Source organism: Mesorhizobium sp. M1A.F.Ca.IN.020.03.2.1 (genome assembly GCF_004023205.1).
Classification (GTDB): domain Bacteria; phylum Pseudomonadota; class Alphaproteobacteria; order Rhizobiales; family Rhizobiaceae; genus Mesorhizobium.
Window position 1 is genome coordinate 1 of record NZ_RZSV01000173.1, and the last position, 12,421, is coordinate 12,421.

Annotated in this window: 12 protein-coding genes; 5 read left to right on the plus strand and 7 right to left on the minus strand. The window is 61.7% G+C overall.

Annotated features, from left to right (window positions below):
- Positions 1-361, plus strand: a 361-nt coding sequence (locus EOA79_RS23125; protein ID WP_128293303.1) for an ATP-binding cassette domain-containing protein, incomplete at its 5' end; no start/stop codon positions are given.
- A gap of 3 nt (positions 362-364) precedes the next feature.
- Positions 365-1,876, plus strand: a complete 1,512-nt coding sequence (locus tag EOA79_RS23130; RefSeq protein WP_095825381.1) for an HlyD family type I secretion periplasmic adaptor subunit — start codon at positions 365-367, stop codon at positions 1,874-1,876.
- An 89-nt stretch (positions 1,877-1,965) separates the two neighbouring features.
- Here the strand turns inward: EOA79_RS23130 and EOA79_RS23135 are convergent, their stop codons facing one another.
- A complete protein-coding gene (locus EOA79_RS23135) occupies positions 1,966-2,268 on the minus strand; it encodes a DUF982 domain-containing protein (protein ID WP_067319945.1) in 303 nt (100 codons plus the stop codon).
- A 295-nt stretch (positions 2,269-2,563) separates the two neighbouring features.
- Here EOA79_RS23135 and EOA79_RS23140 point away from each other — a divergent pair, with 295 nt between their 5' ends.
- Positions 2,564-4,021: an NCS1 family nucleobase:cation symporter-1 gene (locus EOA79_RS23140; protein WP_067319942.1), complete on the plus strand. Its 1,458-nt coding sequence runs from the start codon at positions 2,564-2,566 to the stop codon at positions 4,019-4,021.
- Between the two features lie 419 nt (positions 4,022-4,440).
- Here the strand turns inward: EOA79_RS23140 and EOA79_RS23145 are convergent, their stop codons facing one another.
- Positions 4,441-4,722 carry a hypothetical protein gene (locus EOA79_RS23145; RefSeq protein ID WP_127217328.1) on the minus strand — a complete coding sequence of 94 codons (282 nt, stop codon included), beginning with the start codon at positions 4,720-4,722 and terminating at the stop codon, positions 4,441-4,443.
- 246 nt (positions 4,723-4,968) lie between these two features.
- Here EOA79_RS23145 and EOA79_RS23150 point away from each other — a divergent pair, with 246 nt between their 5' ends.
- A complete protein-coding gene (locus tag EOA79_RS23150) occupies positions 4,969-6,222 on the plus strand; it encodes a serine hydrolase domain-containing protein (RefSeq protein ID WP_095825380.1) in 1,254 nt (417 codons plus the stop codon).
- 571 nt (positions 6,223-6,793) lie between these two features.
- Here the strand turns inward: EOA79_RS23150 and EOA79_RS23155 are convergent.
- The 5 genes from EOA79_RS23155 to tpiA all read right to left on the minus strand — a co-directional run bounded on the left by EOA79_RS23155 (position 6,794) and on the right by tpiA (position 12,029).
- Positions 6,794-7,333 (minus strand): DUF1697 domain-containing protein, encoded by a 540-nt coding sequence (locus EOA79_RS23155; RefSeq protein ID WP_095825379.1) that lies wholly within the window; start codon positions 7,331-7,333, stop codon positions 6,794-6,796.
- A 17-nt stretch (positions 7,334-7,350) separates the two neighbouring features.
- Complete coding sequence (locus tag EOA79_RS23160) at positions 7,351-8,988, minus strand: CTP synthase (protein WP_082953678.1); 1,638 nt, start codon at positions 8,986-8,988, stop codon at positions 7,351-7,353.
- Positions 8,989-9,237: 249 nt separating this feature from the next.
- Entirely contained in the window at positions 9,238-10,362 is a 1,125-nt protein-coding gene (locus EOA79_RS23165) for a L,D-transpeptidase (RefSeq protein ID WP_095800751.1), read from the minus strand.
- A gap of 213 nt (positions 10,363-10,575) precedes the next feature.
- The gene (gene secG / locus EOA79_RS23170) at positions 10,576-11,100 is read right to left on the minus strand and encodes a preprotein translocase subunit SecG (protein WP_095825378.1); all 525 of its coding nucleotides are present in this window, start codon (positions 11,098-11,100) and stop codon (positions 10,576-10,578) included.
- A 161-nt stretch (positions 11,101-11,261) separates the two neighbouring features.
- Positions 11,262-12,029 (minus strand): triose-phosphate isomerase, encoded by a 768-nt coding sequence (gene tpiA / locus EOA79_RS23175; RefSeq protein WP_128293305.1) that lies wholly within the window; start codon positions 12,027-12,029, stop codon positions 11,262-11,264.
- 144 nt (positions 12,030-12,173) lie between these two features.
- Here tpiA and EOA79_RS23180 point away from each other — a divergent pair.
- Positions 12,174-12,421 (plus strand): SurA N-terminal domain-containing protein (locus tag EOA79_RS23180; RefSeq protein ID WP_206639256.1); only part of this gene is annotated, 248 nt, incomplete at its 3' end.

Below are 12,421 nucleotides of genomic sequence, written 5' to 3' on the forward strand. Positions count from 1 at the left end.
GATCTCGCGCGGTCAGCGGCAGCGCATCGCGCTGGCTCGGGCACTGTTCGGCGACCCGCCGCTGATCGTACTCGATGAGCCGAACACCGGCCTCGACGGCGAAGGAGAGGCGGCGCTGTTCAACGTGCTTCAGCAGTTGAAGGAGCGCGGCCGCACGGTCGTTATCGTCAGCCATCAGACCAGTCTTCTGCGCACGGCTGACAACATCGTCCTCCTCCGCGACGGATCGGTCATGATGCTCGGCACGCGCGACGAGGTGCTCGGCGCGCTGGCAGGCCAGCCCAGGCGCATTCCGATGCCGGGGGCCATGCGGGACAAGATTGCCGCCTTCGCGCCGGCAAACCTGAAAGCGGTGGAGTGAGCCATGGACTTCTCGACGCTTCTGAACGGGCTGGCGGACAGCCTGCGTGAGCTGACCGGCACGCTGAGCATCTTGGCCGGGGATCTGACCGCCGCGGCCTCGATTTGGTATGACGGATTGGGTTGGCCGACGCGTATCGCTCTGACTGTGGCCGCCGGCGCGCTCGTCCTGCTCCTGATTTCCCGATTCTTCCGGCGGCGGTCACATGCATTCCAGGCAATCAGTGGCGACCTCAATCAACGGACCCGGCCGGCGCGTATGCTGGGCTATGTTTCATCGATTGTCTTCGTCGGCGGCGTCGCCGTGTGGTCCAGCGTCGCGCTTCTGGCAAGTGCCGTCGTCGCCGATGGCGTCGTCAGCCCCGAAGGCTATCGCAAGACGGTCCAGCACCTTGAAGGCGGCATTATCGGCGCGATTCATGTCAAGGAGGGCGATAAGGTCGGCGTCGGAGAGGTCCTCATCAGCTTGAAGACTACGGAGGCGCAGGGCCGCTACGACGAGTTGCAGGGGCGCTATATCCGCCTGCTGGCAACCGAGGCGCGCCTTGTCGCGGAGCTTGCCGGCCAGAATCGGGTCGCCTTCCCCAAGGAGCTGACCTCGATCGACAGCGAGCTGGGGCGAAACGTGGTCGCCGAAGAGCAGGCGCTGCTCGACAGCCGCCTCGCGACCCGCGACGGGCGCACGCAGATCCTCAACAAGCGCATCGCGCAGATTGAGGAGCAAAGTGCGGGATCAAGAGACGTGATCGCCGCAGAGACCGAGCAACTCAGGCTGATCGACCAGGAGATCGCTTCCGCCCAAGAGCTTTACAAAAAGGGGCTGGAGCGCTTGCCGCGGATATTGGCGCTGCTGCGCTCCCAGGCCGATATCCGCGCCAACCAAGCGTCAAACCGGGCTCAAGTGGCCCGCAACGATCAGCAGATCGGCGAAACCCAGTTCCAACTCCTCAACCTGCGCCAGCAGGACAGTGAGAGCGCCAACGAGGATCTCGCCAAGGTGCGCACCGACCTGGCCGAATTGCGCAGCCAATTGCCCTCGCGCCAGGATGTGCTGGCCAGGACCGACATCGTCGCGCCGATTGCGGGAACGGTGATGAATTTTCGCGTAACGACCGAATCCGGCGTGATCGCCAGCGGCCAGCCGCTTCTCGATATCGTGCCCAACGAGCCCAATCTGGTCATCGATTCACGCATCAAGACCACGGATATCGATGTGGTGCATCCAGACATGCCCGCCCGCGTGGTGTTGACGGCCTATCCGAGCAGGCATCTGCCGCAGATCCACGGTCTGCTCACCTCGGTGTCGGCCGATCGGCTGACGGATGAGAAGACCGGCGAGCCCTATTTCCTCGCCAAGGTCAAGGTCGACGCGGCCGATCTCGAAGAACTGCACGACGTCCGTCTATCGCCCGGCATGCCGGCGGAAGTGATGATTCTGACCGGGGAGCACACTTTGCTCGACTACATGCTGGCCCCGGTGGAAGCCTCCCTCACACGCTCTTTCAGGGAGAATTGAAACGAAGCAACTCGTGCCAGTAAGCACACAACACCACCGAGACGTCGGCCTCAGGCCGACGTCTCATGCTGCCGAAGGATTCGAACGTGCTAGCGCCTTAGAGCGTAGACATTGTCCATCGAAACGCCACCCAGAGGCAGCGCCATCTCGTCGTCGAGAATCCGAGTGATGCGGGCAAAGCCGACAAAAGCCTTTCTCGCCTCCTCAGCCGACATCTTGCCAGCCATAGCTGCCGAGCAGCAATTCACGGCGCATTGATAAACGGGGCCGCGCCTCCCCGTTGGCCACTTCCGCAGGAACACCATCGCTTCGGAGACGCTGTCGACTTCCTCCAAGGGGTATCCCTGCCCACGCGCGATCCGCACTGGGGTAAAGAAATGCAAGCGATCCATCACTATCCTCCCGGTCGACCGCAAAGCGGCCGAACCCGCATAAACGCATGTCCAGGGGTTTGGTTCCACACAATTTTGGTTGCTGGTCGAAAAAGTTCGGAACCGGACAGGGCGCGATTGGCAAGCCGACTCAAGTAAAGGCGATTCCTGTTTTGGCGCGACGAGAAGCGCGATTCTCATTGAATGACTTTAAGGCCAAAGCCGGCAAATGGATTGCTTGTAGGTTCCCCAGCGTCAGGCTTACCCTCACCAGTTAACGCGGGGACGCCGCGTTTTGCAAAAGGGGACAGTTGCAATGACTATACAAGGCGCTTCGCCGGACCTCTACAACGAGGATCTGGCTCCGGCAACAGTCAGGAACTGGGGGCCGTTTTCAATCTTCAACGTCTGGACTTCCGACGTCCACAGCCTCTGGGGCTATTATCTCGCCGCGAGCCTTTTTCTGTTCTGCGGCGGCTTCGTCAACTTCATCATCGCCATCGGCATCGGCTCGCTGATCATCTACTTCCTGATGAACCTTGTCGGCTATGCCGGCGTGAAGACTGGCGTTCCCTACCCCGTGCTTGCGCGCGCCTCCTTCGGCATCTGGGGTGCCAACATTCCGGCGCTGGTGCGCGCCGTCGTCGCCTGCTTCTGGTATGGCGCCCAGACGGCCGCCGCGTCGGGCGCAATCGTCGCGCTGCTGACGCGGCTGCAGTGGTTCGACGAATTCAACCGGACCTCGCATCTGCTCGGCCATTCCACCCTGGAGGTGATCTGCTTCGTCGTCATATGGGCGCTGCAGCTTTTGATCATCCAGAAGGGTATGGAAACGGTGCGGCGCTTCCAGGACTGGGCCGGACCCGCCGTTTGGGTGATGATGCTGATCCTGGCGATCTATCTCTGCGTCAAGTCGGGCACCTTCGCCTTCACCAGCGATATTCCGATGGACGTGCTGCTCGACAAGACCAAGGATGCCGGCGTGCCAGGCGAGCCGGGTTCGTGGACCGCGCTGTTCGCGGTGGCGGCAATCTGGGTAACCTACTTTTCGGCGCTCTACCTCAACTTCTGCGACTTCGCCCGCTACGCGCCCAACAACGCGGCGCTGCGCAAGGGCAACATCTGGGGCCTGCCGGTCAACCTGATCCTGTTCTCGCTGGTCGCCGGCGTCACCACGATCGCCGCCTACGACGTCTATCACGAGGTGCTGCTCCACCCCGACCAGATCTCGGCCAAATTCGACAGCTGGTTCCTGGCGGCGCTTGCCGCGCTGACCTTCGCGGTGGCGACCCTGGGCATCAACGTCGTGGCGAACTTCGTCTCGCCGGCCTTCGACTTCTCCAACGTCTTCCCGCGTCAGATCGACTTCAAGAAGGGCGGCTATATCGCGGCGCTGATCGCGCTGGTGCTCTATCCGTTTGCGCCGTGGGAAGGCAGCGCTGCCTCCTTCGTCAACATCATCGGCGCGACGATGGGGCCGATCTTCGGCGTGATGATGGTCGACTATTATCTGATCCGTAAGGGCGAGGTCGACGTCAACGCGCTCTACCGCGAAGATGGCGAGTTTCGCTTCCAGGGCGGCTGGCACGTCAACGCCTTCATCGCCGCCGGCATCGGCGCGATCTTCTCCTCGATCCTGCCCAACTTCACCAACTGGCTGCCGTCCTGGTGGGGCGTCTATGGCTGGTTCTTCGGGGTCGCGATCGCGGGCGCCGTCTACTATGTGCTGCGCACAATGGCGCTCGGCGCCGGCGCACGCATGGCCAAGGCTTAACACAGTCGGGGCGGCGAAAGCCGCCCCATTTGCTTCGTCTCACTTGCCTACCATCTCGGGCCAGCCAATGCGGGGTCCTTGCGCTCGAAAAAGTTGCGTCAGGGCAGTTCGACCTCGGGCTCAATGATGTAATGGTAGGATCCATTTCTTCAGGAGAGACAGCGACCACGTCCTTGCCTGTTGAGTCTATATAGCTGTCCGTAACAGCAAAGCCCGCCAGAAGCTGGTCGTCCGTGAAAGGATATCAGGAACCGAATTCGTGGGAGTAAGACGCGATAGCCAACCTTGCCAAATCCGCGTTGTCATATAGACCGACCTCGTAGTCCCCAGTGCGGGCCAAACAGTCCATCAACATCGGAAGAGTAAAACCCTTTGTCCTCGAGCACGCATTGAAGGAGCGCGACCCTGCGATCAGGAACTTAGCTTTTGGTCAGTTGAAACACCGGATCCTGCGATCCGCCCGCTGCCCGCCGAACACCGGCAAAGGCGACGAGAAACGGCAGGGTTGAGCTTGCGAGCACGTGCCTTCGTGTCACCGGAACGGTGGAAGTCTCCGATACTTTCGGAAGATTCCCGCTTTTCGCTTCGGACCAATATTTTCGAAGTCGAACATCGCCATTCTCCAAGCCGCGGAGCACCATTTTGCTGGCACTAACGCCGGCCAGGCGAGTTCTGCCAAAGCGCTCCACGCCCAGCGACAAACCTTGGCTCCGGACCTTATCTTATCGTATCTTTGCCTCGGAACGGAGCTTACGCGGAGGGCGCAGGTTGGAGAGGCGAGTTCCCGTCCGGGTTGAAAATGTTCGTTTATACGAACTTGCGCTCGCAAATCAACGCCGGCGGTGTGCACTCCCCAAGAGCTCCAAAACGCCCTGCGCTCGACTTTTCGATCCTTGACTGCTCACCATGATGTTCGTTCGACCTTTTTCTAAATGTGGAGAATGGCAATGGAAGAGAATGGGTTTCGTCTGATCGTCCGCTGCATCGGTTCCGTCGCCCTGTTTGCTTTTTCCTCCCAATATGCATTCGCAGCCGATAGCGCGCGATGCGTTGCGAACATCGAAAAAGTGATTGCCGATGGGTCGGTTCCGGCCAAGGCAACGCCGCTGCCCTCGAAGCTCAGCGCGAAGCTTGACGCTGCGGTTCGATCCGCGCTGCCCAAGACGGCGGCACCGGGTGTCATCGTCGGCGTGGTGACACCTTCCGGAATATGGAAGGCGGCGTATGGCAAGGCCGACCCTTCCGCCGGCACACCCATGGCTGTGGGGATGCACACGCGCATCGGTTCAGTTACCAAGACATTCACCGGCACAGCGATCATGCAGCTGGCCGAAGCTGGGAAGCTGTCGCTTGACGACAAGATCCAGAAATACGTACCCGGCATCCCCAATGGCGATCGGATCACGCTCCGCCAGCTCGCCGATATGACCAGCGGCATTGCGAGCTATACCCAAAGTGCAAAATTCCAAGATGTCTTGTTCTCCAAGCCTCAAACGATCTTCACGCCCAAGGAGCTGGTGGCCATCGGCGTGGCTGAATCGCCTCTCTTCGAGCCCGGAGCCTCGTTCAACTATTCGAACACCAACACTATCCTGCTCGGCATGGTCATGGAGCAGGTTACTGGAAAGACCGTCGGCGAGGTTTTCAAGGAGCAGATCTTTGATCCGCTGAAGCTCAAGAACACGTCCTGGCCGGGTGACTCGGTGGATATGCCGGTGCCCTATGCTCAGGGCTTTACCCTGCAGGGGGATTTTGCCAAGCCGGATGCACCAAGCAACGCGACGAACTGGAACCCATCCTGGGGATGGACTGCAGGGGAACTGATTTCCAATATCGACGATTTGCTGGTTTATGCTCGGGCACTGGGCACCGGGAACGGCTTGCTGGGGGCAGCTGCGCAGAAGGAGCGGCTGACCTTCCCGGGCGCGGCCGGCTACGGGATCGGCGTCGGTTGCATCGGCGGCTGGGTGGGCCATACGGGCGAACTGCCAGGCTACAACACGACCTTGTTTTACAAGGCAGGTGCGGACATAGCCGCCGTGGTCCAGACCAACAGCGACATTGCTTCCGGCGATTGCAAGGCGGAGCCGACGCTGACCGACGATCCACGCGACACGGTCTGCTCTTCGCCTGCAACGCGTGTATTTGTTGCGGTTTCAGAGGCTCTTGGCCAGCCGTATACGCCGCCCAACCCCCACTGAATGCCCGATAAGAGCCGAGACGGCTCGACAATTTTGCAGCGGCTCACCCGTTGTGAGCCGCTCCGTCTCCTCGTTTGAAGCACGGCGGAACTCTGTGTCGGGCTTTCCCGGCATCGCTCTAATATGAACCGATGAGTTGCAACAGGAATCGCGTGCCGGTATGGCCAGCTCTTGGCTGTCTTGGAACGGTATTGCGATTATCGCCCCCGCATTGAGGTGCTGTCCGAAAGAAGCTTGCCATCCCTACCCCGGCCGAGCCCAGTTCTTCTTCGGTGTAGTCCACGCCCGTGTCGTGCTAGGCGCTTGTAAGCCTGGCTGAGATTTACTTACAAACTCACGATGCCCCCTGACATGTAGACTTCAGCAAATCTTATCAAATCCCCCGTTTTGCCAGCTTCCCGAAACGAGAATCATCTCCAGATTGCGTGAAGGTGTTTCTCAGCGGCCTTTCATCGGAACGGTCGCCTGCCTCAGATTTCGGTGAACGATCGAGGAATCGGATTCGCCCTGCTCCGGCGCGGAGGGTTGAGACTTGAGTAGTCGGGGCGGCGAAAGCCACCCTTATTTCAACCTATTTGGCGACCATCTCGGACAGTCTGCGCACCGTGTTCCAGTTGCGCGATGTGCCGATCCCCATGCACTTGTGGTTTGCTGCGGCGAGCAGCCGCGAGCTTGGCCGCTCGCGCGAAAAGACGACCCAAATATCGCCGTCGACCGACAGCACCTTCTCGTCCGCGGCGGCATAGGCTGTAAGAGCCGCTGCGGCTTCTTCAGGCGCCGGCCGGCGCATCACCCGCACCGCAACCTGATCGCCGGCTTTTGCCGATTCGTCCGGGAACGGATTGGCGGCAGCAAGCTTCAGCCAGTCTTCTGCGTCGCGCACGATGATATCGACATGGCGGCCGAAAGTCTCTTCGAAGGCCTTTTCCAGCCGCCGTTCGAGACCGGAAACGCTGGCCGTCCGCGCCTCGAAGACCAGATTACCCGTGGCGACCAGCGTGCGGACGTTTTTCAGCCCGATGGCTTCGGCCATCGCCTTGAGGTCGGACATGACAACGCGCCGCCCCTCGCCCAGGATGATGCTGTAGAGCAGCGCGACGTAAGTTCGCATGGTCGCCGGCCGATCGTTTAAACCAGCCGCGACTGCTCCACCGCCGCTTCGATGAAGCTTGCAAACAGCGGGTGCGGTTCGAGCGGGCGGCTCTTCAGTTCCGGGTGGTACTGCACGCCGATGAACCAGGGATGGTCGGGATATTCCACCGTCTCCGGCAGCACCCCGTCTGGCGACATGCCGGCAAAGACCAGGCCACAATCCTCAAGCCGCTGCTTGTAGTCGATGTTCACCTCGTAGCGGTGCCGGTGGCGCTCGGAGATCTGCGTGTCGCCGTAGATCTCGGCGATCTTCGACCCCTTGGCGAGGTCGGCTTGATAAGCGCCGAGGCGCATGGTGCCGCCGAGATCGCCGGTAGCCCTGCGCTTCTCCAGCATGTTGCCCTTCAGCCATTCCGTCATCAGGCCGACGACCGGCTCCTCGGTCGGGCCGAATTCGGTGGAAGAGGCATGCTCGACGCCGGCGAGCGACCGCGCAGCCTCGATGCAGGCCATCTGCATGCCGAAGCAGATGCCGAAGTAAGGCACCTTGCGCTCGCGCGCGAACTTCGCGGCCAGGATCTTGCCCTCGGAGCCGCGCTCGCCGAAACCGCCGGGAACGAGAATGCCGTGCACCTTCTCCAACCACGGCGTCGGGTCTTCCTTCTCGAAGATCTCGCTCTCGATCCAGTCGAGCTTGACCTTGACGCGGTTGGCAAGCCCGCCATGCGACAGCGCCTCGATCAGCGATTTGTAGGCGTCCTTGAGGCCGGTGTATTTGCCGACGACGGCAATCGTCACCTCGCCTTCCGGATTGTGGATGCGGCTGGAGAGCGCCTGCCACGGCTCCATCCGCGGCTTCGGCGCCGGATCGATGCCGAAGGCTGCAAGCACCTCGGAATCCAGCCCTTCCTTGTGATACGCCATCGGCACGTCGTAGATGTGCGGCACGTCGAGCGCCTGGATGACGGCGCTCTCGCGCACATTGCAGAACAGCGAAAGCTTGCGGCGCTCTTCCTTGGGGATCGGCCGGTCGGCGCGCACCAGAAGGATGTCGGGCGCGATGCCGATGCCGCGCAATTCCTTGACAGAATGCTGCGTCGGCTTGGTCTTCAATTCGCCGGCGGTAGGGATGTACGGCATCAGGGTGAGATGCACATAGACCGCGTTGTTGCGCGGCAGGTCGTTGCCGAGCTGGCGAATCGCCTCTAGGAACGGCATCGCCTCGATGTCGCCGACAGTGCCGCCGATCTCGCACAGCACAAAGTCGTAATCGTCATTGCCTTCAAGGACGAAATGCTTGATCTCGTCGGTGACGTGCGGGATCACCTGCACGGTCGCGCCGAGATAGTCGCCACGCCGCTCGCGCTCGATGATGTTCTTGTAGATGCGGCCGGTGGTGATGTTGTCCTGCTGGTTGGCCGAGCGGCCGGTAAAACGCTCATAATGGCCGAGATCGAGATCGGTCTCGGCGCCGTCGTCGGTCACGAACACTTCGCCATGCTGATACGGCGACATCGTTCCGGGGTCGACATTGAGGTAGGGATCGAGCTTCTTGATCCGCGCGCGATAGCCACGCGCCTGCAGAAGAGCCCCAAGAGCTGCTGCAGCGATGCCTTTTCCGAGTGAGGAAACCACGCCGCCTGTGATGAATACATATCGCGCCATGGGAGTCATCGCTTAACGCGGCCTGATTGATTCCGCCAGAGAAAAAACCGCCGCGAAGGCTTTTTCCCAGATGGCGCTATGTCCGGACGGGCATTTCTCTGAAGCATGCCGCCCAAAACTGTGCAGTGGTTTTGGGAGAACGGCAGGCATCAGAACAGAAACTCGAAAGCGCGGCACCAGCGTCTTTCAACGCGACGCGCTTTGATCAAAGAAAAAGGGCCGGTGGTGCCGGCCCTTTCGGCAGTTTGCTTCAACGCGTTAGATAATAACGACCTTGGTGCCGATCTTGACGCGGCTGTAGAGATCCATGACGTGCTCGTTGATCATGCGGAAGCAGCCGTTGGAAGCGCTGGTTCCTATCGACTGCGGTGCAATGGTGCCGTGGATGCGCAGATGCGTGTCCTTCTTGCCGTCATAGAGGTAGATGGCGCGCGCGCCGAGCGGGTTTTCTCCGCCACCGGGCATGCCGTCCTTGTACTGGCCATAGTGCTTCGGCTCGCGCTTCTGCATGTCGAGCGTCGGGATCCAGCGCGGCCATTCCTGCTTGTCGCCGACGGCCACCGTCCCCTTGAACTGAAGTCCTTCACGGCCGACTGCGATGGCGTAGCGGCGCGCGGTGGAAAACGATTCGACGAGGTAGAGACGGCGAGCAGTCGTGTCGATGACGATCGTCCCGGGCTCATAGCCGGTGAAGGCGACGTCCTGCGGCACGAACTCCGGCTTCACCTTGAACGGCCTCTTGGCATCCTTCTTGGCGAGCGCCGAATCAAGCGCGCGGGTCTCCGGCAGATAGTTGATCGAGGTCACCGAGGAACCGCCGAACAGGCCGGCGAACAGGCCGCCGCTGCTCGCCCGCTTCTGGCCGGGTTGTTCGCTTCGCAACTCACCGTTGTTGCCGGTGGCCGTGATGTTCATCGCCTCGGCCGGGATCGGCTCCTCGGCCTGGAGCGAGGCGATCGGCGCCACGGGCGTGAGCGGTTCGATGATCTTGACGGTCTTCTTCCCGGGCTTCGCATCAGCCACTTCGGCCGGCGCGGCCGAACCCTTCTTGGAGAGCCATTCCTGACGCGCCGCATCCGCCTTGGCCTTGGCCGCCTCACGCATCGCCAGCTTGCGGGCTTCGAGCGCCTTTTGCTTGGCCGCTTCCTTGTCGGCAGCGATCTTGGCCTCGAGCTTTTCTATCTGCGCGAGGTCGTCCGGAGTCGGGTTTTTCTTCTTCTTGAGAAGCCTCAGCTGCGATGCGTCGCTCTTGGCGGCGACGGGTATTGCGTCGGTCTTCTCTACCGACGGCGAAGCGGCCAGATTTGCCGGTGAGGCAAAGGCCGCGGAGCCCATGCCGAATACGGCACAGAATCCCAAAAGGATGAAGCTGCGAAGCTGCATGGCGAAGATCCGATTTTCTATGCTAGTTGCCCAACGGCGTCGCCCGGCGCCCCCCAAGGACGCCGAAAAGTGCCGCGCGCAATCTATAATCGATTAGCCAGCGCGCCCTCAAGCTGAGCGACGCGTTACATTTGGTTGAATCTTCGTGATCGAGCGGCATTTGCCGCGACTGTGTTCAAAGAACAACAGATCGCGGCAGCAATGCTTGTCCGGCTACTGGTTCGGAACCTGCGGGGTGACCGGCAAGGTAACGCCGTTCGCGGCCGGCGGCGTGGTCGGATTCGCGGGCGCCGGTGTTGCGGGAGCAGTGGCCGGGGCCGTGGTGGTGCCGCCATTCGACAGCGGCGTCGTGGTTGTCGTTCCGCCCGACGGGGCGGCCGGCGCGGTGCCGCCAGCCGGCGCCGCCGGCTGCGAGCTGCCCACCGGACCGGTGGCGCCCGGCAATTGGTTGAGCACACCCTTGCCGGCATTGCCCGAGGTCGAAGCCGGTGCCCTGTCGAGGATGTCGATCGGCTTCTCGCCGTAGCGGGCAAGGATGGAGAGCGCGAGCGAGGTCACGAAGAAAGCCGCGGCCAGGATCGCAGTCGCGCGGGTAAGCGCGTTGGCTGCGCCCCGCGCCGTCATGAAACCGGAACCGCCACCAATGCCGAGACCGCCGCCTTCGGAGCGCTGCAGCAGCACCACGCCGACAAGGGCGAGCACGACCATAAGATGAACGACGATCAGTACCGTTTCCATAATTTATCCTGGCGAGGCCTTGCGCGGCCGCGCATACGACCGGTGATTTGGAGGCGGCTCCTTACAATGCTTTGGCGGCATTTCCAAGCCCGTGGCCGGGAATATGGGGAGCAATGCGGCCATTGCAACGATTTGGGCCGCGCCCCTGCCGCCGTCTGCGGCTATGACATGTGCATATAGGCTTCGGCAATGGCGAGGAAGTCGGCCGCCTTCAGGCTTGCGCCGCCGACCAGGGCGCCATCGACATTCTCGACGCCAAGCAGCTCCACCGCATTGGACGGCTTGACCGAACCGCCATAGAGGATGCGCATCCTGGCCGCGGCATCGCCGAGCAGCGCCGTCAGCTTGCCACGGATATGGGCATGCGCCTCGGCGACGTCGGCGGCCGTCGGCGTCAGGCCGGTGCCGATGGCCCAGACCGGCTCGTATGCGATGATGGTGTTGGCGGCGGGGGCGCTCGCCGGCACCGAACCGTCGAGCTGGCGCGACAGGACATCGAGCGTCGCGCCGGATTCACGCTCGGCGCGCGTCTCGCCGATGCAGATGAGGGCCACCAGCCCTGCCCGCCAGGCGGCCGAAGCCTTGGCGTTGACGATCGCATCATCGTCGCCGCATTGCTCGCGCCGCTCGGAGTGGCCGACGATGACATGGCTTGCGCCGGCATCCTTCAGCATCTCGGCCGAAATCTCACCCGTATAGGCGCCGCTCTCCTTGGGATGGCAATCCTCGCCGCCGGCGCGAACCGGTGTCCGCGAAAGGATCTCTGCGGCCTGGTGAAGCAAGGTGGCCGGAACGCAGACCAGGGCTTCCGTCTCCGCATCAAGGCCGCTCATGAAGCCGTTGCCGATCATCCTCAACTCGTTGAGCGAGGCCCTGGTGCCGTTCATTTTCCAGTTGCCGGCAACGAGCGGACGGATTCCAGGGGTCATGGCGTCGAGTTCTCCAGGCAACATAAGGCAGCGCCCTCACTACCAAAATCGGGCCACAAAGCAATCGACAGTGGGCCGGAAGGACGCTATTGCGCTTGTTTCAGAGTCGGCGCATGCGAAAATGCGCAAAGATCGGAAGTGGGCATGCTTGGTATTTTGAGAAGCGCGGCGGGCACCTGGGTCGCGAAAGCTTTGCTGTCCTTGCTGGTGGTGAGCTTTGCCGTCTGGGGTATTTCCGGGCGCCTGTCGGGAAGCTTGGCTGGCCATCATTCGGTGATTACCGCCGGCGGCACCACGGTTTCGATCAACGAATACCGCCTCGCCTACGATCGCCAGATCAACCTGCTGTCGCAGCAATATGGCCAGCGCATCACGCATGAACAGGCTAAGCT